Consider the following 23,196-nt stretch of genomic DNA (forward strand, 5'->3'; position numbering starts at 1 on the left):
AAGCTACGCATGACCGGTTCCAACGCCCACGCCAAGGAAAACTTCGATCAGGCCGAACTGGACAAGTTCGGCGCCCTGGCCAATCGCTGGTGGGATCCGCAGGGTCCGCAGAAAGCGTTGCACGCACTCAATCCGGTACGGCTGGACTATGTGAAGCAACGCGTCGCGCTGCATGGCGCCGCGGTGCTGGACGTGGGTTGCGGCGCCGGCCTGCTCAGCGAGGCGCTGGCCAGAGAAGGCGCGCAGGTCACCGCCACCGATCTGGCTCCGGAGCTGATCAAGGTGGCCAAGCTGCACAGGCTGGAATCGCAGGTCAGCGTCGATTACCGGTTGCAGTCGGTCGAGTCGCTGGCAGCGGAGCGGCCCGGCAGCTTCGATGCGATCACCTGCATGGAAATGCTGGAGCACGTTCCCGATCCGGCCGCCATCGTCGCCGCTTGCGCGACCTTGCTGAAACCCGGCGGACAATTGTTCCTTTCCACGCTTAACCGCACGCCGGCCGCCTTCGCGCTGGCCATCGTCGGTGCGGAATACGTGGCGCGGTTGCTGCCCAAAGGCACCCACCACTACCAGGATTTCATCAAGCCTTCCGAGCTGGCCGCCTGGCTGCGCGCCGCCGGGCTGCAGTTGGAAGACGTCAGCGGCCTGGCCTACGAACCCTGGCGCAACGCCGCGCGCATCATCGGACGCACTGATGTGAACTATCTGGTCTGTGCGGTGAAGCCGGGAATCGGGAATGGAGAATAGGGAATTGGAGAGGCAGGCAAGCGGCTTTTCGTTCCCCCGCGCTGTATTGTTCGATCTGGATGGCACCCTGCTGGACAGCGCGCCGGACATGCTGGCCACCGCCAACCTTCTGCGCGATGCGCACGGATTGGCGCCGATGCCGCTGGCGCAGATACGCCCGCACGTCTCCAAGGGTTCGCGGGCGATGCTGGCCGCTGCCTTTCCGCATATAGATGCGACCGCGCGCGAGGCGATGGTGCCGCTGTTTCTGGAAACCTACCTGCAGCAACTGGGCAGGCACAGCGTGCTGTTCGGGGATATCGAAGCGATGCTGGCGGCGCTGGAAGCCGATGGCGCGGCCTGGGGCATCGTCACCAACAAGCCCGAATACCTGGCGCGCGAAATCCTGCCGCAACTCGGCTGGGAAACGCGCTGCGCGGTGCTGATCGGCGGCGACACCCTCGCCGAAAAAAAACCGCATCCGCTGCCGTTGCTGGTGGCGGCCGAGCGCATGGGCTTCGCTGCAGGCCAATGCGTCTACGTGGGCGACGACGAGCGCGATATCCAGGCCGCTCGCGCCGCAGGCATGCCTTCGATCGCCGCGTTGTGGGGATACCGGCAGGATCACGAAGACCCTGTGAAGTGGGGCGCGGATGCTGTGCTGCAGTTCCCCTCCGACCTGCTGGATGCCCGCAACTGGCCGCAGTCCCTGTAGGAGCGGCGTAAGCCGCGACCGGAACGTCGAAGTGCCCCGGAAGAATCGACGGGTTTCCATTGCGCCGGTCGCAGCTTACGCAGCTCCTACAATTACGATATGACCGACTCGACCGCACTCGACAGCTTCCTGGACAAATGGCGCACCCGCTGGCCGGAATGGCGCGTGGTCGAAGTATTCGTTCCCGTTGCCCAACGCCAGCTCGCCGTCGCCTGGTTCGCCTTGCTGCAGGAATTCACCGATGCGATGAACATCGCCGGCGATCCCTTGCCGGCCGACGCCAAGCTGGCATGGTGGGGCGAGGAACTGCGCGACTGGAGCAGGCAGCGCTCCCGGCATCCGCTGGGCCGCGTGCTGGAGCCGCACCGCGCGCCCTGGTTCGAACTGGCCGAGACGCTTCCGGTCCTGATCCGGTTGCGCGAACGTCCCCAGGACCCGGCGGCGGCATTCGAGCTGGTACGGCCCCTGGCAACGGCTGTCGCCAATGCGGAGTCCGCCTTGTTCGGCTTCGCCACGGGAGGCCAACCGCTGGTTCAGTCGATCGGCGCCCAGTGGCTGGCGACTCGGCTGGAGGGGGCAGGGGATGCGGCGGTGCCCGTCCATTCCGGCAACCGCGCAGATTCCTCCCAGCTCGGCTGGTCCCGGCAATTGCTCGAACAATGGCCCGTACGCAACGGCGGCGCCGTTCCCCGCAGGCTTTGGGGGGCGCTGGCCCGGTCGCGGTTGCGGCGTTTCACCAAGGCTGGGGAAGGTTCTGCGCCCCTGTCGCCGGTGCGCGCGCTGTGGCTGGGATGGCGCATGGCAAGGCGGCGCTGACGTAACGGACCGTTGCAGGGGCGGCCGGTCCCCAGCCGGTACAATTCACGTCTGACCCGCCCCCACGGTTTGCCAAGATGTCCGCTTCACGTCCCCTGGTTCCACGCACAGACCTTCCCGATGTCGCCGGCCATGCCGTGCCTCTGGCGCGCCCGCTGGACTGGGTAGGCATGGAAGGCATCGCCTTGCCGGTGCGGGTATCCGATGGCGCGGGCGGGCAGTTGCAGGTCGCCGCCAATATCGATCTGTCGGTGAACCTGTCCAATCCCGACGCGCGCGGCATCCACATGTCGCGCCTGTACCTGCAATTGCAGGAAGGCCTGGCGCGCGAAGCCATCACTCCAGCCGGTCTGCGCCACCTGCTGCAGGAAAGCATCGCCTCGCAATCGGGCCTGGCTTCGCGGGCGCGGCTGAAGATCCGCTACGAAGCGCTGCTGCAGAGGCGTGCGCTGGAGAGCGAATTCACCGGTTGGAAACGCTATCCGGTGGAGATCGAAGCCACCTTGAGCGAGGGCCATCTGCATCTTGCGCTTGGTTTCTCGCTGGAATACTCCAGCACCTGCCCGGCGTCGGCCGCGCTGTCGCGCCAGGCCAACGCCGAGCGCTTCTCCGGGGATTTCGCCGCCGCGCGTCCGCTGTCGGTGGAAGTGGTGCGCGACTGGTTGGAATCCGAACGCGGCATGGCCGCCACGCCGCATGCGCAGCGCAGCCGCGCGCAGGTGCGGGTGGAGCTGCGCGCGCAGTTCGACGAACTGCCGCTGGTGCCGTTGATCGACGCATTGGAAGCGGCCCTGGCCACGCCGGTGCAGACTGCGGTCAAGCGCGTCGACGAGCAGGCCTTCGCGCGCCTGAACGCGGAAAACCTGATGTTCTGCGAAGACGCTGCCCGCCGGGTGGCCTCGGTGCTTTCCAGCGATGCTCGCGTGGAGCACTACGAAGCCACCGTGTCGCATTTCGAAAGCCTGCATCCGCACGATGCGGTGGCACGCGTCAGCGGCACGAATCCCTGACAGCCATCATCGTCCGGGTGCATCGGGTGCGTGGATGTGGCGTAGGAGCGACGTAAGTCGCGAAGGATTTTTGTTTCGAAAGGCCCATTCGCGACTTACGTCGCTCCTACGGCTCTATTTTCGCTCCAGCACCAGCAGCGGGTCGATGCGCACGTCGAACCAATTCATCCCCCAATGCAAATGCGGCCCGGTTGCGCGCCCGGTCGCGCCGACTGCAGCGATGACCTGTCCCTGTTCGACTCTGTCGCCCACCTTCACATCGATACGCGACAGATGCAGGAAGTTGGAGCTGACGCCGAAGCCGTGATCCAGCAGCAATGTGCCGCCGGTGAGGTAGAGATCGGGCGCGGCGAATGTCACCACGCCGGCCGCAGGCGCCTTGACCGGGGTGCCGGCGGGCACGGCGATATCCATGCCCGAATGCCCAGCGCCTGGCTGCCCGTTGTAGACACGGGCATTGCCGAAGCGGCCGCTGATACGTCCCTGCACCGGCCATACGAAGGGTTTTGCGAAATCGGTGCGGTCGTCGTCGCGCGCCCTGGCGGCGGTCACCAGCGCCTGTTCGCGCTTGATCCTTTCGGCGATGGCAGGCGGCGGGTTGACGGTTTTGGGCGGCACGCCGTCGACCTTTTCTTCGGGCCACTGGCGAGGCGTCACCACGATCTGAGCGGCGTCGCGGATTCCATCCGGCCGCTTGACCTCGACTTCCAGCGGCCCGGATTCATCGCGGCCCACGCCGAACACCACCGTACCGTAGCCGCTGACCCGCAGGTTGCGCCCGGCGTAGCGCACCTCGCTGCCGGGCGGCACCTTGCCCAGCACCAGTGCGCCTTGCTGCACGCTGGCGGGAAAGACGATCTTCGAGTCTTGCGGCGGATCCTGTTGCGCGGAAACCGAGGAGGGAAGCAGGGCCAGCCAAAGCAGCAGAGCAATAGCCGCCTTCAACGATCGAACTCCAACCGCTGTCCGTTCGGCGTGCCCACCAGGTGCTCGCCATTCCATACCATGCGTCCGTTGACCCAGGTCGCGCCGATGCGCGACTGGAAAGTGGTGCCTTCGAAAGGCGACCAGCCGCACTTCGACAGCACATCCTCGCGGCGTACGGTGAACGGGTCGTTCTCCACCAGCACCAGGTCGGCCCAGTAGCCTTCGCGCAAGTAGCCGCGTTCCTTGACGTCGAACAGCTGCGCCGGCGCATGGGAGACCTTGTTGACGATCTGCGCGACGGTCGATTTCTTTTCGTGCACCAGTTCCAACGCCGCCACCAGCGCGTACTGCACCAGCGGCAAGCCGGAAGGCGCCTGCGAATAGGCCCTGGATTTCTCTTCCAGCGTATGCGGCGCATGGTCGGTGGCCAGCACGTCGATGACGTTGTCGGCCAGCGCGCGGATCAACGCTTCGCGGTCGCTGGCGTCCTTGATCGCGGGGTTGCACTTGATCAGGTTGCCCAGGCGCCCGTAGTCGCTGCGGTCGAAGCGCAGGAAGTGGATGCAGGTCTCGGCGGTGATCCGCTTGCGCACGCCGTCGCTGCGCACCAGCGGGCCGGCCTGGAACAGCGCCAGCTCGTCGGCGGTGGAGATATGCAGCACATGCAGGCGTGTGTCGTGCTTGCGCGCAAGCGACAGCGCAAGCCGCGTGGACTTGATGCAGGCCTCGCGCGAGCGGATGTCCGGATGGCATTCCACCGGAATATCCTCGCCGTAGCGCACCTTGAACAACGCCAGGTTGGCGTCGATGGTCGGCGTGTCTTCGCAGTGGGTGATGATGGGCGTGGGCGCTTCGCGGAAGATGGCGTCCAGGGTGTCCGGGTCGTCGACCAGCATGTTGCCGGTGGAAGCGCCCATGAACACCTTGATGCCCGGCGCAGTCTTGGGATCCAGCGTGCGCACCGCTTCCAGGTTGTCGTTGCTGGCGCCCAGATAGAAGCCGTAGTTGCCCCAGGCGCGGCCGGCGGCGCTCTGGTACTTGGCTTGCAGCGCGTCGGCATCCAGGGTGGGCGGATTGGTGTTGGGCATGTCCATGAAAGTGGTCAGGCCGCCGGCCGCGGCCGCTCCCGATTCGCTGGCGATGTCGCCTTTGTGGGTCAGGCCGGGTTCACGGAAATGCACTTGGTCGTCGATCATTCCGGGCAACAGCCAGCGTCCGCCGGCTTCGATCACCTGATCGCCGGGTTGCGCGCTCAGCTGCCCGCCCACGTGAGTGATGCGGCCGTTGGCGAAACGCAGGTCGCCGTCGAACTCGCGGCCTTCGTTGACCAGGCGGGCGTTGACTATCAGGGTGCCGGGCATCAGGGGGTTCCTGTGGACGGGGAGGGGGGAACGGGCTTTTCAGGCACGGGATCGTGCCCGCCCGGATGGAAAGGATGGCAGCGGCCGACGCGCCGCAGCGCCAGCCAGCCGCCCTTCAGCGGGCCGAAGCGACCGATGGCCTGCATCGCATATTCCGAGCAACTGGGCGCAAAGCGGCAGCGCGGCCCTAGCAATGGACTGATGAAGCGCTTGTAAAACCGCAGAAGGAGAATAAGGAAACGACCAACCATGCACCGATGATATGCGAGTTGGGTGGAGAGTTCATTGAGCCGGTGGTTGCCGCACCCGAGCGGGTAGGCTATAAAGACGCCCCCTTCCCGGGCCCGGGAAGTTGAAGGAAGTGCTTTTCGTGGCTGCAAAGAAACCTGCGAAGAAGGCCGTCAAGCCGGCCAAGAAACCCGCCAAGCCCGTCGCCAAGAAGCCTGTCGCCAAGCCCGTTGCGGCCAAGAAACCGGCGGCCAAGCCTGCTGCCAAGAAGGCGCCGGCCAAGAAGCCGGCCGCCAAGAAAGCTCCGGCCAAGCCGGCCGTCGCCAAGAAGGCTGCCCCGGTCCAGAAGGCCGCAGCCAAAAAGGCGCCCGCCGCAAAAGCCGCACCGGCCAAGAAGCCGGCAGCGCAGAAGCCCGCAGCCAAGGCTGCTGCGAAGCCTGCGGCCGCCAAACCTGCCGCTCCCTCCAAGTCTTCCGTCAAATCCGTACCGAAGCCGGCCGCCAAGCCGGTTACGGCCAAAGCGACTCCTGCCAAGACCGCCCCCCCGGCTGCTGGCCGTGCCGAAGCGCCAGTTCCCAAGGCTGCTGCAACCCCGGCACCGGCGCCAGCCGTCCAACCGACTCCCACAAAACCCGTGCCTTCCCCCAAAACCTCCAAAAACGCAAAATCCGTCGCCGCCGTTCCGGCCCCAGTCGCCAAGGCTCCCATCCCTCGTCCCGTGGGCAAGGTGGCCGTTGCCGTGGTTTCCAAGCCTTCGGCCACGCCCGCGCCGCGCGGCAAGGTCAAGGTGGTGCCGTACAAGACCGATGAAGCGACCGGCCGTCCCCTCATTCCCGATGGCTACAGGCCGGCGGCGGACGAGGAATACATGAGCACTCTGCAGCTGGAGTATTTCCGCCAGCGCCTGCTCACCTGGCGCGCCGATCTGGTCGAAGAATCCAAGCAGACCATCGAGAACCTGAAGGACGAAGTGCGCGACGTCGGCGACGAAGCCGAGCGCGCCACCCGCGAAACCGAGAACTCGCTGGAATTGCGCACCCGCGACCGCTACCGCAAGCTGATCGGCAAGATCGACAGCACGCTCAAGCGCCTGGATGGCGGGGACTACGGTTACTGCGCCGATACGGGCGAGGAAATCGGCCTGGAGCGTCTGGAAGCGCGTCTGACCGCCGAGCGCACCATCGATGCGCAGGAGCGCTGGGAGCATCTGCAGAAGCAGCAGGGAGACTGATCACTGCGTCTGCTTAAATCTGTTGCAGAGTTTCAAAAAAGCCCCGCATCGCGGGGCTTTTTCTTGCCGTCATCCCAGCGCAAGCTGGGATCCATCTTGATCTTGATTCTGCTCTTGCTCCCGCTTCTGCCTCCTCCCTTGCGCGCAGCGCAGGGGAGGATTGAGGAGGGGTGCTCTTGATCTTGCTCTGGTTTTTGCTTGTGCCTCAAAGCAAGAGCGTTTCGCGCTAACGCGCGAGTCACTTTTCTTTGAACGGCAAAGAAAAGTAACCAAAAGAAAGCCGCCCTAACGTCGCGCCCAACGATAGAGCCGTTGGGTCCGCAAGCAGGCCAGGAATTTCCGTAAGACACATCCTGTGTCTACGGAAACGGCGCACATCCCTGTGCGCCGCCCCTTCGGGGTTGATCCCGACCTGCTTGCCGCGTCTCACGGGATAATGAAGCTAAAAGCAAGGGCCGAACCTATCCTTTATGCCCCATCGGCCTGAAAACCAACCTTCCTATGCGAGCCATCGCAATAAGGCTTGTTCTGCGAATGCCCGCAGCGGCAAAGCCAGGTTTCGCCGACCCGATTGATCGTGTGGCCGGTTCCGCTGACGATTTCCAGATTGCCGCTGACTTTCAGCGGTCCGTTGAGTTGCGGCGCCACTTCAAGCGTGCCCGCGCGTGCGGCCAGCGCTTCGGAAGGCTTGATCGCGGGTTCACCGGTCGCCCGGAAACCGCCTTCGGCATGGCTGTTGTCGCAGTAGGGTTTGTTCTTGGACAGGCCGCAGCGGCACAAGGTCGCGCGCAAGCCCTGATCCTCGCCGGCGATGCGCAGCGGCGCGTTGAAGGCCAGCGGTCCGTCTTCGCGTATGCGTACTGTGTTGACCAGCGGCGGCGGCTCTCCGTTCTGCCCATCGAGGCGCTCGTAGCGGATCGCGCCGGAAGGGCAGATGCGGGCGGTGAGCGCTACTTCATCGGCGGAAACGGCGTCGGGATGGATCCATTCGCCCTCCACGTTGGGGACGAACACATCCGGGTGGGTCAACACGCAATTGCGCGAATGGATGCAGCGTGTGCCGTCGAAATGGATGACGACCTGCTTGCCGCGAACGGTTTCGGTACCCATGGCATGACTCGGCTTTGGGGAGAGCCCAAGTTTACGCCGGAGCGGCCCGGGGTTATTGCAGATCCTGCAGATCCAGCCGCCGCAGCTTCGGCGCCTTCCATGCGGTGACGCCCACTACGGCCAGAGTCATGCAGCCGCCGAATATCACCGAGGGCACAAGCCCCAGCAGCTTTGCCGCCAGCCCCGACTCGAACGCGCCCAGTTCGTTGGAAGAGCCGATGAAGATGCCATTGATGGAAGAAACCCGGCCGCGCATTTCGTCCGGCGTGGCCAGCTGCAGGATGGTCGAGCGCAGCACCACCGATACGCCATCGCACATGCCCGAAAGCGCCAGCATCAGCACCGACAGCCAGAATTCGCGCGACAGCGCGAAGCCGATGATGCACAGACCGAAGCCTGCGACCGCATACAGCAGCAGGCGTCCGGCGTTGCGCTTGGGCGGATGCCGGGCCAGCCATAGGCCCACCAGGACAGCGCCTGCGGCGGGCGCAGCGCGCAGGATGCCCAGCGCTTCGGGACCGTAGTGCAGGATGTCGTGGATGAAGGCCGGCAGCAGCGCCACCGCGCCGCCGAACAGCACCGAGAACATGTCCAGCGCCTGCGCGCCCAGCACGACCTGGTTGTTGAACACGAAACGCAGGCCTTCGCCGATGCTCTTGAAGATGGGCGCGCGCTCCGGCGGGGAAGGCGGCTCGGTGACGCGCAGGGAAACGATAGCGATCGCGGCGGCCGCGGCGAAACCGGCGGCGACCAGATAAGCCAGCGTATTGCCGCCCCAGGCCACCAGCAATCCGCCCATGGCCGGTCCCAGCACCAGGCCCGTCTGCATCACTACGCTGCCTATGCCCGCGCCGCGCGCGTACTGCTCGCGTGGCAGCACGCGCGCGAACAGCGCCGTGTACACCGGCGCCAGGAAAGCGCGCACCACGCCGTTGACGGCGATGGCCGCGTAGATGGTGAGGGTGCCGAAGGAAGGAATGCGTCCGCTGGCCACGCCCGCCAGGGTCAGCGTGGTCAACAGCAAGCCCAGGCAGGCATACATGCCCAGCCTGCGCCGGCGCATGTGGTCGACCGCATAGCCGGCGAACAGAGCGAAGCAAAAGTAGGGGATGACCTCGGTCAGCCCGATCAAGCCCAGCGCCAATGCGTCGCGGGTGATCTGATAGATATGCCAGCCTACGGTCACCGCCACGATCTGGTAGGACAGCATCGCCAGCAGGCGGTACACCAGCAAGCCGATGAAGCCACGGTTGCGCAGCGGCGAAACCGGTGTCGTGGCGGCATCGCTCATGCGTGATTTCGCGCGGTGTCCTGAATGAAGGCAAGAATCGCGGCCAGCCCGTTGCTGCGTGTCGGCGACAGATGCTTGGCCAGGCCGATGTCGGCGATGTAATCCGGCTGCGTGGCCAGGATCTCGGCGGCCGAGCGGCCGGAGTACACACGCAACGCCAGATAGATCAGGCCCGAGACGATGGCCGAGTCGCTGATGGCGCTGAAATCCAGGCGCTCCGCGTCGCCTTGCGGCACGATCCAGACCAGCGACTGGCAACCGAGCAGGCGATTTTCCTCGGTCTTCCACTCTTCAGGGAAGGCGGGCAGCTTGCGTCCCAGGTCGATCAGGTACTGGTAGCGCTCGGACCAGTCGCCGAAGAAGCCGAACTCTTCCTTGATGGCGAGCTGGGCTTCGGCGGGGGTGGATTCGAGGGGGAAGATCGTGTCAGTCATCGAGAAGCCAAGAATTCAGCGGATTTTTGAGCCCCTCTCCCTTCGGGAGAGGGGTTGGGGTGAGGGTACGGCGAAGTGAAGATGGCGCCGAAGCTGTATGAATGAGGAGCTGATCATTGCGCCCGTCAGGGCCACAAATATCACTTCGCCGTACCCTCATCCGCCCTACGGGCACCCCGTATCGAGTACGGGGCAGGCTCTTCTCCCAGAGGGAGAAGGGGAAAGTCATCAACCACGCTTCCAGCGTACGCCCTGTGCCGTGTCTTCCAGCAAAACGCCTTCGGCGGCCAGCTGGTCGCGGATGGCGTCGGAGCGTGCGAAATCGCGATTGCTCTTGGCAGTGTTGCGTTCGTCGATGAGCGACTGGATGCGCGCATCGTCGTCGCCTGAAGCGCCTCGACCGAACCAGTCCGCCGCTTCCTGCTGCAACAGGCCCAATGCCAGGCCCGCGCCAAGCAACTCCGATTTCAGACGTGCCTTGTCCTCGGACGTGATCGCCTTGCGCGCTTCGCCGGCGATGCGCGACAGTTCGGCGAGCGCTTGCGGAGTATTCAGGTCGTCGTCCAACGCGGCTTCCACAACAGCAGGAATCCCGGCCTCGGCCTGGACGTCTGCCAGGTCGCGCAACGTCCCATACAGCCGGTCCAGCGTGCGCACCGATTGTTCGATCAAACTCTCGGACCATTCCAGCGGCTGCCGGTAATGCGCGGAAAGAAGCGCATAGCGCAGCGCTTCCGGCGGATGCTGCTTCAGCAGCTCATGCACGCGCTCCACATTGCCTACCGACTTGGACATCTTGGCGCCGCCGAAATTCAGCATGCCGTTGTGCACCCAGAAACGGGCAAAGATCCTGCCGCCGTGGGCGCATTCGCTCTGCGCGATCTCGTTTTCGTGGTGCGGAAACTGCAGATCCACGCCGCCGGCATGGATGTCGATGGTTTCGCCGAAGATCGCCTCGATCATCGCCGAGCATTCGATATGCCAGCCCGGGCGGCCCCGGCCCCACGGCGATTCCCAGCCGGGAAGATCGTCGCTGGAAGGCTTCCACAGCACGAAATCGCCGGGATCGCGTTTGTACGGAGCCACTTCCACCCGTGCGCCGGCCAGCATTTCCTCCGGATCGCGGCGGGAAAGCTTGCCGTAATCCGGGAAGGTCGCCACCGCGAACAGTACGTGGCCTTCGGCGGCGTAGGCATGACCGGTTTCGATCAGGCGCTCGATCATGGCGATGATGTGGGGCACATGGGCGGTCGCTTCGGGCTGCAGGTCCTGCGGCACCACGCCCAGGCCGGCCATGTCCTCGCGGTAGGCGGCCGCGTATTTGTCCGTGATCGCGGAAATCGGCACCCCGAGTTCCTTCGCCGCGGCGTTGATCTTGTCGTCTATGTCGGTGATGTTGCGCGCGTAGCGCAGGCCGCCGAAGCGGCGGCGTAGCAGGGCGGCCAGCACTCCGAACACCACCGGGCCGCGCGCATTGCCGATATGCACGTAGTTGTAGACCGTCGGCCCGCACAGGTACATGGTGGGGCAGGCCGGATCCATAGGCACGAAGGTTTCGACCTGTCGTGTCAGGTTGTTGTGCAGTCGCAGGGTCATCGGTGTCGGCGCAAGTGGGGGTAGCAGGACGATTCTACCGGCCCACCCTTGGCTTCGACAGCATCGATTCAGCCCCTCTCAAGGCGCGTTCCCTACACTGGCGTCCGGGATTCCAGTCAAGCGGCCTAATGCACCTGTATCGCCACACCTTACTCGGGTTCTGCCTTTCCGCCTTTGCAGCTGCGCCGGCCATGGCCCAGGATGCCGCCCCGCTCACGGTGCTTCCAGTGGAAAACGTGCGCCTGGACTATGCCCAGGTGCTGGCGGTCGAGCCCGTTTACCAGACTCTGCGTGCCTCGCGCACCGAGATGCGTTGCGAAGAGATACAGGCCCCCAAGCCCACGCCGCCCAAGGACGAAGGCCGCTGGTCGAAGATCATGGACTCGGTGAAGGGCGTATTCACCCGCGACCCGGAGCCCGCACCCAAGACCGAACCGGCCAAGCCCAGCTGCCGCATGGTGCCGGTGGAGCGCGAATTCCGCCGTCCCATCGCCTATGACGTCGACTACGTCTACAAGGGCTTCAAATACCGCTCGCGCCTGGCCGAGGACCCCGGCAATCGGTTGCGGATCCGGGTTTCTGTGATGCCGTACGTACCCGGCCAGAACCTCGCCACGCCTTGAGTCTTGCGCCAGAGCACCCTGCATGCGAGGATGCGGGCCCATGAAGATGAACACCCACCTGCACGCATGCGCCGCCCGGATGGCCTCGGGAATGACGTCTCGTGCCCGCCGACCGGAACCGCTTATCTAGCTGGGTCGCCGGACGTTACTGCTTGTTCAACCGGAACCCAGCCTGACGCTGGGTTTTTTCGTTTCTGGATACTTAGGAAGTCGCAATGAAGCCGGATGCAATCAAACATTTCTTGAATACGCAGGACTGGTCGCGTGCCGAATTGGACGCTCTGCTGACGCAGGCGGCGCTGTACAAGCGGCACAAGCTGGGCGATGCGCTGAAAGGCAAATCGATCGCCCTGGTGTTCTTCAACCCGTCCATGCGCACCCGCACCAGTTTCGAGCTGGGCGCTTTCCAGCTGGGCGGCCATGCCGTGGTGCTGCAGCCCGGCAAGGACGCCTGGCCTATCGAATTCAACCTGGGCACGGTGATGGACGGCGACACCGAGGAGCACATCGCCGAGGTCGCCCGCGTGCTGGGCCGCTACGTGGACCTGATCGGCGTGCGCGCCTTCCCGAAGTTCGTCGACTGGTCCTACGACCGCCAGGACATCGTGCTGAAGAGCTTCGCCAGGTATTCGCCGGTGCCGGTGATCAACATGGAGACCATCACCCACCCGTGCCAGGAACTGGCGCACGTGCTGGCCCTGCAGGAGCACTTCGGCACCCACGACCTGCGCGGCAAGAAGTACGTGCTGACCTGGACCTACCACCCCAAGGCGCTGAACACCGCCGTGGCCAACTCGGCCCTGACCATCGCCACCCGCATGGGCATGGACGTGACCTTGCTGTGCCCCACGCCCGAGTACGTGCTGGACGAGCGCTACATGGGCTGGGCCGAACAGAACGTGGCCGAAAACGGCGGCTCGCTGCGCGTCAGCCACGACACCGACAGCGCCTATGCGGGCGCCGATGTCGTCTACGCCAAGAGCTGGGGCGCCTTGCCGTACTTCGGCAACTGGGAACCGGAGAAGCCCATCCGCGACCAGTACAAGCACTTCATCGTCGACGAACGCAAGATGGCGCTGACCAACAATGGCATCTTCAGCCATTGCCTGCCGCTGCGCCGGAACGTCAAGGCCACCGACGCCGTCATGGATTCGCCGCAATGCATCGCTATCAATGAGGCGGAGAACCGCCTGCATGTGCAGAAGGCCATCATGGCCGCCTTGATCAAATAAGAATTCCAACCACAACCCGGTGGGCCAAGGCCCACCCTACGAGACCCAAAATGACTGCCTCCCCCAAAGACATCGTTCTCGCCTTTTCCGGCGGCCTGGATACCAGTTTCTGCATTCCATACCTGCAGGAGCGGGGCTGGGCCGTGCATACCGTATTCGCCGATACCGGCGGCGTGGATGCGGAAGAGCGCGCCTACATCGAACAGCGCGCCGCCGAGCTGGGCGCCGCCAGCCACGTCACCGTCGATGGCGGCCCTGCGATCTGGGAAGGTTTCGTCAAGCCGTTCGTGTGGGCGGGCGAGGGTTACCAAGGACAGTATCCCTTGCTTGTGTCCGACCGTTATCTCATCGTCGATGCCGCGCTGGCGCGCGCCAAGGAACTGGGCACCAACGCCATCGCCCACGGCTGCACCGGCATGGGCAACGACCAGGTGCGTTTCGATCTGGCGGTGAAGGCTTCCGGCGACTATCTGATCGTCGCGCCCATCCGCGAAATCCAGAAGGAGCACACCCAGACCCGTGCCTACGAGCAGCAGTACCTGGAAGCGCGCGGTTTCGGTGTGCGCGCCAAGCAGAAGGCCTACACCATCAACGAGAACCTGCTGGGCGTGACCCTGTCAGGCGGCGAGATCGACAAGTGGGAAGCCCCGGGCGAAGGCGCGCGCGGCTGGTGCGCGCCGCGCAGCGAATGGCCGGAACAGGCGTTGAAGGTCGCGATCGGCTTCAAGAACGGCGAGGCAGTGACGCTGGACGGGCAGCCGATGGAAGGCGCCAAGCTGCTGGCGAAGTTGAACAGCCTGTTCGCGCCCTACGGCGTAGGCCGCGGCATGTATACCGGCGACACCACTATCGGCCTGAAGGGCCGCATCGTGTACGAAGCGCCGGGTTTGATCTCGCTGCTGGCCGCGCATCGCGCGCTGGAGGAGGCGGTGCTGACCAAGCAGCAGAACCGCTTCAAGCCGGAAGTGGCGCGCAAGTGGGTGGAAGTGGTTTACGAAGGTTTCTATCACGACCCCATCAAGACCGATCTGGAGGCTTTCCTGGCTTCGTCGCAGGCCACGGTCAATGGCGAAGTAGTGCTGGAAACCCGCGGCGGCCGTGTCGATGCCGTAGCGGTGAAGTCGCCGCACCTGCTGCACGCCAAGGGCGCCACTTATGCGCAGTCGGCCGACTGGGGCGTGGAGGAAGCGGAAGGCTTCATCAAGCTGTTCGGAATGAGCAGCACGCTGTGGGCCGAAATCAACCGTTGAACCTTCCGTTGTCATCGCGAACGCAGTGAGTGATCTGCTTCTCCTTTCTACGACGCTAACAGCAGATCCCTCGCTTCGCTCGGGATGACAAACCATTTGGTAACGAAATGCTGAACTCCGTACTCAAACACCTCGAAGCGCTGGTGTCCCACGACACCCGCAATCCACCGCGCGCCATCACCACCGGCGGCATCTTCGACTATATCCGTACGCACCTGCCGGGCTTCCGCGTCGAGGTCATCGACCACGGCGCCGGCGCGGTGTCGCTGTTCGCCGTGCGCGGACAGCCCAGACGCTTGTTCAATGTGCATCTCGATACGGTGCCTTCGTCTCCTGCCTGGACGGCCGATCCGCTGAAACTGCGTGTCGTCGGCGACCGCGCCATCGGTCTGGGCGCCTGCGACATCAAGGGCGCCGCAGCTGCGTTGATCGCGGTGGCCCAGGTCACCGAAGGCGATGCGGCTTTCCTGTTCAGTAGCGACGAAGAAGCCAACGACCCGCGCTGCATCGCCGCGTTCCTGGCGCGCGACCACGGGTTCACCGAAGCCGTCATCGCTGAGCCCACCCAGGGCCAGGCCGTGCTGGCGCATCGCGGCATCAGCGCAGTGCGCATGGCGTTCAAAGGCCAAGCCGGGCATGCGTCGGCGGAGAACGCGCTGTCGCTCAGCGCCGTGCACAACGCCATGCGCTGGGGTGCTTCGGCGCTGGATTTCGTGCAGGCCCAGCACCACCTCCGCTTCGGCGGGTTGACCGGCTTGCGTTTCAACATCGGCCGGGTCGAAGGCGGCATCAAGGCCAACATGATCGCGCCCAGCGCCGAAGTGCGTTTCGGTTTCCGCCCGTTGCCTTCGCAGGACGTGGACGCGCTGCATGCGCAGTTCCGCGATTTCGCCAATAGCGAGGCGCTGGCCGAGTACGAGGAAACATTCCGCGGCCCTTCGCTGCCGTCGGGCGATGTGGCACGCGCAGAAGAGCGCCGGCTGGCCGCCCGCGACCTGGCCGACGAACTCGGCCTGCCCATAGGAAACGCGGTGGATTTCTGGACCGAAGCCTCGCTGTTCTCGCAGGCCGGGCTGACCGCTCTGGTCTACGGTCCTGGCGATATCGCCCAGGCGCACACCGCCGACGAATGGGTGTCGCTCGAACAACTTCAACATTACGCCGCTACGGTGCAGCGCATTTTCGGAACCGAATAGAACATGGAATCGCACAAGCAAACCCGGCAGACCATCATCCGCCTGTTGTCCAGCATGGCCAGCGCGAAGGAGATCTCGCAGTACGTCAAGCGTTTTTCGCAGCTGGACGCCAAACGCTTCGCCGTGGTCAAGGTGGGCGGCGCGGTGTTGCGCGACGACCTGGAAGCACTGACTTCCTCGCTGTCGTTCCTGCAGGAAGTAGGGCTGACGCCCATCGTCGTGCATGGCGCAGGTCCGCAGCTGGACGAGGAAATGACTGCGGCCGGCATCGTCAAGCAGACCGTCGATGGCTTGCGCGTGACCACGCCGGAAGTGCTGGCCATCGTACGCAAGGTGTTCCTGCAGCAGAATCTGGCGCTGGTCGAAGCGCTGCAGGAGTCGGGCGCGCGCGCGACTTCGATCGTTTCGGGCGTGTTCGAAGCCGAATACAAGGACCAGCCGACCTACGGCCTGGTCGGCGAGGTGAAGCGCATCAACCAGTCGCCGATCGAAGCCAGCCTGAAAGCGGGCTCCATTCCGGTCATTGCCAGCCTGGGCGAGACGGTGGGCGGGCAGATCCTCAACATCAACGCCGACTTCGCCGCCAACGAGCTGGTGCAGGTGCTGCAGCCCTACAAGATCATCTTCCTCACCGGTACCGGCGGCTTGCTGGACGACAAGGGCGCGGTGATCGACTCGATCAACCTGTCCACCGAATACGACGAACTGATGGCGCAGCCGTGGATCAACGGCGGCATGCGGGTGAAGATCGAGCAGATCAAGGATCTGCTGGACAAGCTGCCGTTGACTTCGTCGGTATCGATCACCAAGCCGGCGGAGCTGGCCAAGGAACTGTTCACCCACAAGGGCTCCGGCACCCTGGTGCGCCGCGGCGAGCGCGTGCTGCGCTTCGATTCGTGGCAAGGGGTGGATCTGGAGCGGATGCGTGAGCTGATCGAATCCAGCTTCGGCCGCAAGCTGATCGCGGACTATTTCGACAGAACTATTCCCTATCGCATCTACATCAGCGAGAACTACCGCACCGCGCTGATCCTTACCCGCGAGGAAGGCTTCGCCTACCTCGACAAGTTCGCCGTGCTGGACGATGCGCAGGGCGAGGGCCTTGGCCGAGCGGTCTGGCATGTGATGCGCGAAGAGAATCCGCAACTGTTCTGGCGTTCGCGCCACAACAACCAGATCAATATCTTCTACTACGCCGAATCCGACGGTTGCTACAAGCAGGAGAAGTGGAAGGTGTTCTGGTACGGCATCGAGGGTTTCGCCGACATCGAGCGCTGCGTGGCGCATTGCCGCACGCGCGTGCCCACGCTGGTGGACTGAGATGAGCCTGCAACCGCTTCCCGCCAACTGGCAGGCGCCACGCCTGCAAGGCCGCCACGTTTCCCTCGAAGCGCTGGCCATCGAACACGCCGCCGGGTTGCGACTGGCCCTGCAAGGCGATGCTCTCTCCGCGCTTTGGTACACCAACGTGCCCAAGGCGGCCGATGCGCAGGCCTGGGTCGCTACGGCGCTGCAGAAGCACGCCCAGGGTATGGAAGTGCCGTTCGTGGTCCGCGATGCCGAAGGCGTGGCGGTCGGCAGCACCCGCTTCTACGATCTCGATCCGGCCGTGCCCAAGCTGAGCATCGGCTACACCTGGTATGCGCCAAGAGTGCAGCGCACGGGTCTGAATACCGAAGCCAAGCTGCTGCTGCTCACCCATGCGTTCGAGAGCCTGGGCTGCGTATCGGTGTACCTGGAAACGAGCTGGTTCAACCATGCTTCGCGAGCCGCCATCGCCCGCCTGGGCGCCAAGCAGGATGGCGTGCTGCGCAACCACCGCCGCCATGCCGACGGCAGCCTGCGCGACACGGTGGTGTTCTCCATCCTCGGCAGCGAATGGTCCGGGGTGAAAAGCAATCTGCTGCACAAGCTGGAACAAGGAGATCGCCATGGCCAGTAAGACCGTCGGCCTGGTCGGCGCGCGCGGACACACCGGCGCCGAACTGATCCGCCTCATCGCCCGGCATCCGCAACTGGAGCTGGCGTTCGTGTCTTCGCGCGAATTGGCCGGACAGCCTGTCCGTGCGCACATAGAAGGTTTCGCCGGCGAGCTTCGTTACGAGAACCTTGGCCACGAGGAGGTCGCCGCCCGCGGCGTGGATGCGGCGATCCTGGCGCTGCCCAACGGCAAGGCCGGCGACATCGTCGCGGCGCTGGAGGCGCAGGCGCCCGATACGTTGATCGTGGACCTGTCGGCCGATTACCGCTTCAACCAGGACTGGTACTACGGCCTTCCCGAACTTACCCGCGCAAGCTATGCGGGCCAGAAGCGCATCAGCAACCCGGGTTGCTACGCGACCGCCATGCAGCTTGCCATCGCGCCTTTGCTCGGCCGTCTGGCGGGGCCGCCGCAATGCTTCGGCGTTTCCGGGTATTCCGGCGCCGGCACCACGCCTTCGGACAAGAACGACACCGACAAGTTGCGCGACAATCTGATGCCCTATGCGCTGGCCGACCACATGCACGAGCGCGAGGTCTCCCGCCATCTGGGGGTGCCGGTGGAATTCATGCCGCACGTGGCGCCGCATTTCCGCGGCATCACCATGACGGTCAACCTGTGGCTGGACGCGGCGATGAAAGTGGAGGATATCCGCGCGCTGTACCGTTCGCGTTACGACGGCGAGCCCTTGATCCGGATCCTGGACGAGGCGCCCTGGGTCAGCAATATCGCAGGCAGGCATGGAGTGGAGATCGGCGGTTTCACCGTGGCGCCGGGCGGCAAGCGGGTGGTGGTGGTGGCCACCCTCGACAACCTGCTCAAAGGCGCCGCAACGCAGGCCATGCAGAACCTGAATACCGCTTTCGGTTTCGACGAACTGACGTCGATACCGTTGGAATAGTAGGGCGGCATTGCCCGCCCGTTACCGAAGTCATGAAGCGGCGGGCAGTGCCCGCCCTACCAATGGCGAGGCGGGAATACCCGTCTGGCATGAAGGCAGGAGAAAACCGATGTCCGATTTGTTATGGCAAAAACCCGGCGTGAGCGTCGATGCACGGATCCAGAAATTCCTGGCCGGCGACGACGTGATCCTGGACCGCGAATTCTTCCTGCACGACATCGCCGCCAGCAAGGCGCACGCCGAAGGCCTGCAGCGTATCGGCATCCTCTCGACCGATGAGTTGTCCGGATTGCAGCGCGAGCTGGATACGCTGGCCGACGATTTCCGCAGCGGCGCCTTCGTGCTCGACGAGCGTTTCGAGGATTGCCATTCGGCCATCGAAGCGCGCCTGACCGAGCGCCTGGGCGACGCCGGCCGCAAGATCCACACCGGCCGCAGCCGCAACGACCAGATCCTGGTGGCCACGCGCCTGTGGCTGAAAGAGAAACTCTCGCGGGTTTCGGAACTGAGCCGCCAGATAGCAGGAATCGCGCTGGACCGCGCCGAAGCCGAGAAGGACCTTCCCATTCCGGGTTACACGCACATACAGCGCGCGGTGGTTTCGTCCGCAGGCATGTGGTGGGCAGGCTGGGCGGAAGCCTTCATCGACAACGCCATCCGCGCCGACGATACGCATCGCCTGATCGATGCCAATCCGCTGGGCACCGCCGCCGGCTATGGCGTCAACCTGCCGCTGGACCGCGACCACACCACGAAGGCGCTGGATTTCGCGCGCCTGCAGGTCAGCCCGATCTACGCGCAGCTTTCGCGCGGGAAGTTCGAAATGGCCGCGCTCGAGGCGCTGGGCAGCGCCACGCTGGACCTGCGCAGGCTGGCCTGGGACCTGTCGCTGTTCACCAGCGCCGAGTTCGGTTTCGTCTCGCTGCCGGCGCAGTACACCACCGGCAGTTCGATCATGCCGAACAAACGCAACCCCGATGTGATCGAACTGATGCGCGCCACCCACGCCAGCGTGGCGGCGGCGCGCACCGAGATCGAACAGCTGCTGTCGCTGCCATCGGGCTATCACCGCGATCTGCAGGGCAGCAAGGGCGCCATCTTCCATGGATTCGGCCGTGGTCTGCCGGCCTTGGAGCTGTTGCCGGACCTGCTGGCGAACCTGGAATGGCGCCAGGACCGCATGCGCGCTGCGATGGATTCGGGTATGTATGCGACCGACGTGGCGGTGGAGCAGGCCGCCGCGGGCGTGCCGTTCCGCGAAGCCTATCGCGCGGCGGCGGCGTCCGCGGACCAGGCGGGGTCGGGACGAACGCCCGAATCGAGCCTTGCCGCGCGTGTCTCGCCGGGCGCCGCGGCGGACTTGCGCCTGCATGAATTGCGTAACCGATGGGAATCTTTGAGCAAGCGGGCGTAGGAGCGACGTAAGTCGCGAATATGTATTGTTGAAAGCGGAATTTATACGATGTTCCAGTCGCGACTTACGTCGCTCCTACGTTGGGGATACCGATGTCCGACAGGCCAAAAACAAAGCGTTATCTGGTGATGGCGATGCGCAAGCCGGACTTCAGCGAGGCTGCGGTGGCGCCGCACCTGGCGTTTCTCGACGGCCTGCGTCTTGCCGGCAAGCTGGAAATGACCGGGGGCTTCAGCGACAAGAGCGGCGGCGCCTATGTGCTGAATGTGGGCACGCTGGCCGAAGCGCTGGCCATCGCCGCCGACGATCCGCTGGCCACCTCGGATTCCTCGACCTTGACCGTCTACGAATGGAACGCCCACTGAGCCCCATGCAATGAACGCGACCGAGTCCGCCTTCGCCGAACAAACCTTGCCTGTCTGGCGCCGCGCGGTGCTCAAGGTCGGCAGCAGTCTGCTGACGGCCGAAGGCGAAGGCTTGAGCCCGCGCCACGCATTGGGCCTGGCGCAGTTCGTGTCGGCGAATCTGGCCGCGGGCAGGGAAGTGGTGATCGTGTCTTCGGGCGCGGTGGCGGCGGGCAGGGCGGTGATCCATCGCAAGGCCCATGCCGGCGCCGCCATGGCCGAGCGCCAGGCGCTGGCGGCGCTCGGCCAGGCGCAGCTGATCGGGCTGTGGCAGCGTTTCTTCGAGCGGCCCGTGGCGCAGGTGCTGCTGACCCATGACGACCTGCGCAACCGCCGGCGCTACCTCAATGCGCGAGCCACGCTCAACGAACTCCTGGCCCTGGGCGCATTGCCGGTGATCAACGAGAACGACACCGTATCGGTCGACGAGTTGAAATTAGGCGACAACGACAACCTGGCCGCGGTCATCGCCGCGCTGGTCGATGCCGATGTCCTGTTCGTCGCTACCGACATCGATGGCTTCTTCACCGCCAATCCGCGCGTCGATCCCGACGCCCGGCCCATCGAGGACGTGGAAGCGTTGACGCCGGAATTCTTCGCCATGGCCGGCGACGCCGGCAGCAGTGCCGGAACCGGTGGCATGCGCACCAAGCTGGAAGCGGCTGCGAAAGCGGCGGCGGCGGGTATAGAAACCTTCCTGTTCAACGGCACCCGCGCCGAGACCGTGCGCGCGCTGGCCAACGACCGTTTCCACGGCACCCGTTTCCGGCCGGCGCAGAACCGCGTGGCGGCGCGCAAGTACTGGTTGCGCAATGTGCCGCTGGAGGCGGGCGGAGTGATAGTGGACGCGGGCGCGGCGCGCGCGATGGGCGAGAAGGGCGCTTCGCTGCTGCCGGGTGGCGTGGTCGCGGCGGAAGGCGATTTCCGCCGGGGCGACATGGTCGAAGTGCGCTTGCGCGACGAAAACGGCGACCACGGCATCGCCCGCGGCGTCTGCCAATACTCGGCCGTCGATATCCGGCGCATCGCCCGTCGGCACTCGCGGGACATCGAATCCATACTCGGCTACAACTACGGCGAAAACGTGATTCACCGGGACGACCTGGTGCTTTTGTAGGAGCTGCTGTAGGAGCCGCGTAAGCTGCGACCTCGGTCGATGAGTTCCCGGATGCTTGCCGGGAGGTTGTTCTTCCGGTCGCAGCTTACGCAGCTCCTACAAGAAAATACGCTGATGGCCAGTAAAACAGGAATGCATGCATGAGCGACATCAGATCCCAAGCCGTAGCCTGCCGCGATGCCGCACGGCACGTCGCGCAGCTTCCTGCTTCCGCGAAGAACGATCTGTTGCGCGCGATGGCCGCGGCGCTGGAAGAGGATGAAGCCTCGATCCTGCAGGCCAATGGCAGGGATCTGGAAGCGGCTGCGGCCAAAGGCATCGGCGGCGCCATGTACGACAGGCTCAAGCTGGATGCCAAGGGGCTGGCGGCTATTGCGGATGCGCTGCACGAGGTCGCCGAGCTGCCGGATCCGGTCGGACAGGTGACCCGCAGGGAAACCCGGCCCAATGGCATCGCCATCGAGCGCGTGCGCGTCCCGCTGGGCGTGATCGCTATGATCTACGAGGCGCGGCCCAACGTCACCGCCGACGCTGCGGCCCTGTGCCTGAAGGCCGGCAATGGCGTGATGCTGCGCGGCGGCTCCGAAGCCATCCATTCCAACACCGCCATCGCCGCCTCGCTGAAGCGTGCGCTGCGCGAAGCCGGCCTGCCGGATGCGGCGTTGACCCTGGTCACCGACCTGCGCCGGGAAACCATGCTGGAAATGCTGCAGCTCACCGACATCATCGACTTGGCCATCCCGCGCGGCGGCGAAGGCCTGATCCGTTTCGTCGCCGAGCACGCGCGCGTGCCGGTCATCAAGCACTACAAGGGCGTCTGCCATCTGTTCGTGGATGCCAGCGCCGATCCGGATCTGGCCCTGCGCCTGCTGATCGACGGCAAAGTCTCCCGTCCCAGCGCCTGCAACTCGCTGGAAACGCTGCTGGTGCACGCGGATATCGCTGGCGACTTCCTTCCCGCGGCCGCCTCGGCGCTGTCGGAGCGGGGAGTGGAGGTGCGGGCCGACGCGCGCAGCATTGGATTCATGGAAGGCGCCAAGCCGGCCACCGATGACGACTACGCCGCCGAATTCCTCGATCTGGTGATCGCAGTGCGGGTCGTCGACAGCCTGGACGATGCCATCGCCCATATCCGCCGCTACGGTTCGGACCATACCGAGGTCATCGCCACGCGCGATGAAGGCAATGCGGAGCGTTTCGTGCAGTCGCTGCGTTCGGCGGTGGTGATGGTGAACGCGTCCTCGCGCTTCTCCGACGGCGGCGAGCTGGGGCTGGGCGCGGAGATCGGCATTTCCACCACCCGCCTGCATGCCTATGGGCCGATGGGGCTGGAGGCGCTGACGGTGGAGCGTTTCGTGGTGCGCGGCACCGGCCAGACCCGCAACCTGCCCTGAGGGCAACAAAAAACCGGCGCGGGGCCGGTTATTGGTCTTCTTGGTCGGGGAGACAGGATTCGAACCTGCGACCTCTACGTCCCGAACGTAGCGCTCTACCAGACTGAGCTACACCCCGATGAAGCCGCATATTGTATTCAGTCGCCCCCCATTGGAGCAAGTAGCGCGCGTCCGACCGCCTGCGTCGGCCGTTCAGCCGCTAAAATGGCGGCTTGCCGTCATTTGCCGCCCCGCGGCCG

23 protein-coding genes and 1 tRNA gene are annotated in these 23,196 nt (G+C 64.9%); 16 read left to right on the top strand and 8 right to left on the bottom strand.

What is annotated here, in order from left to right:
• Positions 1 to 9 precede the first annotated feature (9 nt).
• From ubiG to folE2, 4 genes are all read left to right on the top strand, one after another.
• A complete protein-coding gene (ubiG, locus tag CSC73_RS10150; RefSeq protein ID WP_163840317.1) occupies positions 10 to 747 on the top strand; it encodes a bifunctional 2-polyprenyl-6-hydroxyphenol methylase/3-demethylubiquinol 3-O-methyltransferase UbiG in 738 nt (245 codons plus the stop codon).
• The gene (locus tag CSC73_RS10155; RefSeq protein WP_163840318.1) at positions 737 to 1,441 is read left to right on the top strand and encodes a phosphoglycolate phosphatase; all 705 of its coding nucleotides are present in this window, start codon (positions 737 to 739) and stop codon (positions 1,439 to 1,441) included. The genes ubiG and CSC73_RS10155 overlap by 11 nt, the downstream gene beginning before the upstream one ends.
• Positions 1,442 to 1,540: 99 nt before the next feature.
• Entirely contained in the window at positions 1,541 to 2,257 is a 717-nt protein-coding gene (locus CSC73_RS10160; protein WP_163840319.1) for a phytoene/squalene synthase family protein, read from the top strand.
• Between the two features lie 77 nt (positions 2,258 to 2,334).
• Positions 2,335 to 3,267, top strand: coding sequence for a GTP cyclohydrolase FolE2 (gene folE2 / locus CSC73_RS10165; protein ID WP_163840320.1), 933 nt, complete (start codon positions 2,335 to 2,337; stop codon positions 3,265 to 3,267).
• Between the two features lie 114 nt (positions 3,268 to 3,381).
• On the opposite strand, the gene CSC73_RS10170 is transcribed toward folE2, so the two are convergent.
• From CSC73_RS10170 to yidD, 3 genes are read right to left on the bottom strand one after another with little or no spacing between them, the layout of a single operon-like run.
• Positions 3,382 to 4,194, bottom strand: coding sequence for a M23 family metallopeptidase (locus CSC73_RS10170; protein WP_484573220.1), 813 nt, complete (start codon positions 4,192 to 4,194; stop codon positions 3,382 to 3,384).
• A 14-nt stretch (positions 4,195 to 4,208) separates the two neighbouring features.
• Positions 4,209 to 5,555 carry a dihydroorotase gene (locus CSC73_RS10175; RefSeq protein ID WP_163840322.1) on the bottom strand — a complete coding sequence of 449 codons (1,347 nt, stop codon included), beginning with the start codon at positions 5,553 to 5,555 and terminating at the stop codon, positions 4,209 to 4,211.
• Positions 5,555 to 5,806: a membrane protein insertion efficiency factor YidD gene (gene yidD, locus CSC73_RS10180; protein WP_163840323.1), complete on the bottom strand. Its 252-nt coding sequence runs from the start codon at positions 5,804 to 5,806 to the stop codon at positions 5,555 to 5,557. The genes CSC73_RS10175 and yidD overlap by 1 nt, the downstream gene beginning before the upstream one ends.
• 119 nt (positions 5,807 to 5,925) lie before the next feature.
• Between yidD and dksA the strand changes: the two genes are divergently transcribed.
• The gene (dksA, locus tag CSC73_RS10185) at positions 5,926 to 7,014 is read left to right on the top strand and encodes an RNA polymerase-binding protein DksA (RefSeq protein WP_163840324.1); all 1,089 of its coding nucleotides are present in this window, start codon (positions 5,926 to 5,928) and stop codon (positions 7,012 to 7,014) included.
• A 468-nt stretch (positions 7,015 to 7,482) separates the two neighbouring features.
• Here dksA and CSC73_RS10190 read toward each other — a convergent pair whose 3' ends face one another.
• The 4 genes from CSC73_RS10190 to cysS all read right to left on the bottom strand — a co-directional run bounded on the left by CSC73_RS10190 (position 7,483) and on the right by cysS (position 11,445).
• Positions 7,483 to 8,124 (bottom strand): CDGSH iron-sulfur domain-containing protein, encoded by a 642-nt coding sequence (locus CSC73_RS10190; RefSeq protein ID WP_163840325.1) that lies wholly within the window; start codon positions 8,122 to 8,124, stop codon positions 7,483 to 7,485.
• A gap of 52 nt (positions 8,125 to 8,176) precedes the next feature.
• Complete coding sequence (locus tag CSC73_RS10195; RefSeq protein ID WP_163840326.1) at positions 8,177 to 9,415, bottom strand: MFS transporter; 1,239 nt, start codon at positions 9,413 to 9,415, stop codon at positions 8,177 to 8,179.
• Entirely contained in the window at positions 9,412 to 9,849 is a 438-nt protein-coding gene (locus tag CSC73_RS10200) for a SufE family protein (protein WP_163840327.1), read from the bottom strand. The genes CSC73_RS10195 and CSC73_RS10200 overlap by 4 nt, the downstream gene beginning before the upstream one ends.
• Before the next feature lie 228 nt (positions 9,850 to 10,077).
• Positions 10,078 to 11,445: a cysteine--tRNA ligase gene (gene cysS, locus CSC73_RS10205; protein WP_163840328.1), complete on the bottom strand. Its 1,368-nt coding sequence runs from the start codon at positions 11,443 to 11,445 to the stop codon at positions 10,078 to 10,080.
• Between the two features lie 191 nt (positions 11,446 to 11,636).
• Here cysS and CSC73_RS10210 point away from each other — a divergent pair, with 191 nt between their 5' ends.
• From CSC73_RS10210 to CSC73_RS10260, 11 genes are all read left to right on the top strand, one after another.
• The gene (locus CSC73_RS10210) at positions 11,637 to 12,068 is read left to right on the top strand and encodes a glycine zipper 2TM domain-containing protein (protein WP_211840864.1); all 432 of its coding nucleotides are present in this window, start codon (positions 11,637 to 11,639) and stop codon (positions 12,066 to 12,068) included.
• Positions 12,069 to 12,283: 215 nt separating this feature from the next.
• A complete protein-coding gene (locus CSC73_RS10215; RefSeq protein WP_163840330.1) occupies positions 12,284 to 13,300 on the top strand; it encodes an N-acetylornithine carbamoyltransferase in 1,017 nt (338 codons plus the stop codon).
• Positions 13,301 to 13,350: 50 nt separating this feature from the next.
• Positions 13,351 to 14,550 (top strand): argininosuccinate synthase, encoded by a 1,200-nt coding sequence (locus CSC73_RS10220; RefSeq protein ID WP_163840331.1) that lies wholly within the window; start codon positions 13,351 to 13,353, stop codon positions 14,548 to 14,550.
• 107 nt (positions 14,551 to 14,657) lie between these two features.
• A complete protein-coding gene (locus tag CSC73_RS10225) occupies positions 14,658 to 15,746 on the top strand; it encodes an acetylornithine deacetylase (protein WP_163840332.1) in 1,089 nt (362 codons plus the stop codon).
• A 3-nt stretch (positions 15,747 to 15,749) separates the two neighbouring features.
• The gene (locus tag CSC73_RS10230; RefSeq protein WP_163840333.1) at positions 15,750 to 17,066 is read left to right on the top strand and encodes an acetylglutamate kinase; all 1,317 of its coding nucleotides are present in this window, start codon (positions 15,750 to 15,752) and stop codon (positions 17,064 to 17,066) included.
• Position 17,067: 1 nt separating this feature from the next.
• On the top strand, positions 17,068 to 17,688 hold the full coding sequence (locus CSC73_RS10235; protein WP_163840334.1) for a GNAT family N-acetyltransferase: 621 nt from the start codon (positions 17,068 to 17,070) through the stop codon (positions 17,686 to 17,688).
• Complete coding sequence (gene argC / locus CSC73_RS10240) at positions 17,678 to 18,628, top strand: N-acetyl-gamma-glutamyl-phosphate reductase (protein ID WP_163840335.1); 951 nt, start codon at positions 17,678 to 17,680, stop codon at positions 18,626 to 18,628. The genes CSC73_RS10235 and argC overlap by 11 nt, the downstream gene beginning before the upstream one ends.
• Positions 18,629 to 18,737: 109 nt before the next feature.
• Positions 18,738 to 20,042, top strand: coding sequence for an argininosuccinate lyase (gene argH, locus CSC73_RS10245; RefSeq protein ID WP_163840336.1), 1,305 nt, complete (start codon positions 18,738 to 18,740; stop codon positions 20,040 to 20,042).
• A gap of 92 nt (positions 20,043 to 20,134) precedes the next feature.
• Positions 20,135 to 20,407: a YciI family protein gene (locus tag CSC73_RS10250; protein ID WP_163840337.1), complete on the top strand. Its 273-nt coding sequence runs from the start codon at positions 20,135 to 20,137 to the stop codon at positions 20,405 to 20,407.
• A 10-nt stretch (positions 20,408 to 20,417) separates the two neighbouring features.
• On the top strand, positions 20,418 to 21,563 hold the full coding sequence (gene proB / locus CSC73_RS10255) for a glutamate 5-kinase (RefSeq protein WP_163840338.1): 1,146 nt from the start codon (positions 20,418 to 20,420) through the stop codon (positions 21,561 to 21,563).
• A 140-nt stretch (positions 21,564 to 21,703) separates the two neighbouring features.
• A complete protein-coding gene (locus tag CSC73_RS10260) occupies positions 21,704 to 22,957 on the top strand; it encodes a glutamate-5-semialdehyde dehydrogenase (protein WP_163840339.1) in 1,254 nt (417 codons plus the stop codon).
• A 41-nt stretch (positions 22,958 to 22,998) separates the two neighbouring features.
• Here the strand turns inward: CSC73_RS10260 and CSC73_RS10265 are convergent.
• A tRNA-Pro gene (locus CSC73_RS10265) sits at positions 22,999 to 23,075 on the bottom strand.
• Between the last annotated feature and the right edge of the window lie 121 nt (positions 23,076 to 23,196).

It is taken from the genome of Pseudoxanthomonas sacheonensis (assembly GCF_010093305.1).
Classification (GTDB): Bacteria; Pseudomonadota; Gammaproteobacteria; order Xanthomonadales; family Xanthomonadaceae; genus Pseudoxanthomonas_A; species Pseudoxanthomonas_A sacheonensis.

What these genes read in the sequence shown, in the direction of transcription:
- proB (WP_163840338.1), top strand. Translation starts at nt 20,418, where the DNA reads ATGAACGCGACCGAGTCCGCCTTCGCCGAACAAACCTTGCCTGTCTGG.
- CSC73_RS10160 (WP_163840319.1), top strand. Translation starts at nt 1,541, where the DNA reads ATGACCGACTCGACCGCACTCGACAGCTTCCTGGACAAATGGCGCACC.
- argC (WP_163840335.1), top strand. Translation starts at nt 17,678, where the DNA reads ATGGCCAGTAAGACCGTCGGCCTGGTCGGCGCGCGCGGACACACCGGC.
- CSC73_RS10260 (WP_163840339.1), top strand. Translation starts at nt 21,704, where the DNA reads ATGAGCGACATCAGATCCCAAGCCGTAGCCTGCCGCGATGCCGCACGG.
- cysS (WP_163840328.1), bottom strand. Translation starts at nt 11,445, where the DNA reads ATGACCCTGCGACTGCACAACAACCTGACACGACAGGTCGAAACCTTC.
- CSC73_RS10230 (WP_163840333.1), top strand. Translation starts at nt 15,750, where the DNA reads ATGGAATCGCACAAGCAAACCCGGCAGACCATCATCCGCCTGTTGTCC.
- CSC73_RS10215 (WP_163840330.1), top strand. Translation starts at nt 12,284, where the DNA reads ATGAAGCCGGATGCAATCAAACATTTCTTGAATACGCAGGACTGGTCG.
- CSC73_RS10210 (WP_211840864.1), top strand. Translation starts at nt 11,637, where the DNA reads ATGGCCCAGGATGCCGCCCCGCTCACGGTGCTTCCAGTGGAAAACGTG.
- CSC73_RS10175 (WP_163840322.1), bottom strand. Translation starts at nt 5,555, where the DNA reads ATGCCCGGCACCCTGATAGTCAACGCCCGCCTGGTCAACGAAGGCCGC.
- CSC73_RS10200 (WP_163840327.1), bottom strand. Translation starts at nt 9,849, where the DNA reads ATGACTGACACGATCTTCCCCCTCGAATCCACCCCCGCCGAAGCCCAG.
- CSC73_RS10250 (WP_163840337.1), top strand. Translation starts at nt 20,135, where the DNA reads ATGTCCGACAGGCCAAAAACAAAGCGTTATCTGGTGATGGCGATGCGC.
- CSC73_RS10195 (WP_163840326.1), bottom strand. Translation starts at nt 9,415, where the DNA reads ATGAGCGATGCCGCCACGACACCGGTTTCGCCGCTGCGCAACCGTGGC.
- CSC73_RS10155 (WP_163840318.1), top strand. Translation starts at nt 737, where the DNA reads ATGGAGAATAGGGAATTGGAGAGGCAGGCAAGCGGCTTTTCGTTCCCC.
- CSC73_RS10220 (WP_163840331.1), top strand. Translation starts at nt 13,351, where the DNA reads ATGACTGCCTCCCCCAAAGACATCGTTCTCGCCTTTTCCGGCGGCCTG.
- folE2 (WP_163840320.1), top strand. Translation starts at nt 2,335, where the DNA reads ATGTCCGCTTCACGTCCCCTGGTTCCACGCACAGACCTTCCCGATGTC.
- ubiG (WP_163840317.1), top strand. Translation starts at nt 10, where the DNA reads ATGACCGGTTCCAACGCCCACGCCAAGGAAAACTTCGATCAGGCCGAA.
- CSC73_RS10235 (WP_163840334.1), top strand. Translation starts at nt 17,068, where the DNA reads ATGAGCCTGCAACCGCTTCCCGCCAACTGGCAGGCGCCACGCCTGCAA.
- yidD (WP_163840323.1), bottom strand. Translation starts at nt 5,806, where the DNA reads ATGGTTGGTCGTTTCCTTATTCTCCTTCTGCGGTTTTACAAGCGCTTC.
- argH (WP_163840336.1), top strand. Translation starts at nt 18,738, where the DNA reads ATGTCCGATTTGTTATGGCAAAAACCCGGCGTGAGCGTCGATGCACGG.
- CSC73_RS10190 (WP_163840325.1), bottom strand. Translation starts at nt 8,124, where the DNA reads ATGGGTACCGAAACCGTTCGCGGCAAGCAGGTCGTCATCCATTTCGAC.
- CSC73_RS10225 (WP_163840332.1), top strand. Translation starts at nt 14,658, where the DNA reads ATGCTGAACTCCGTACTCAAACACCTCGAAGCGCTGGTGTCCCACGAC.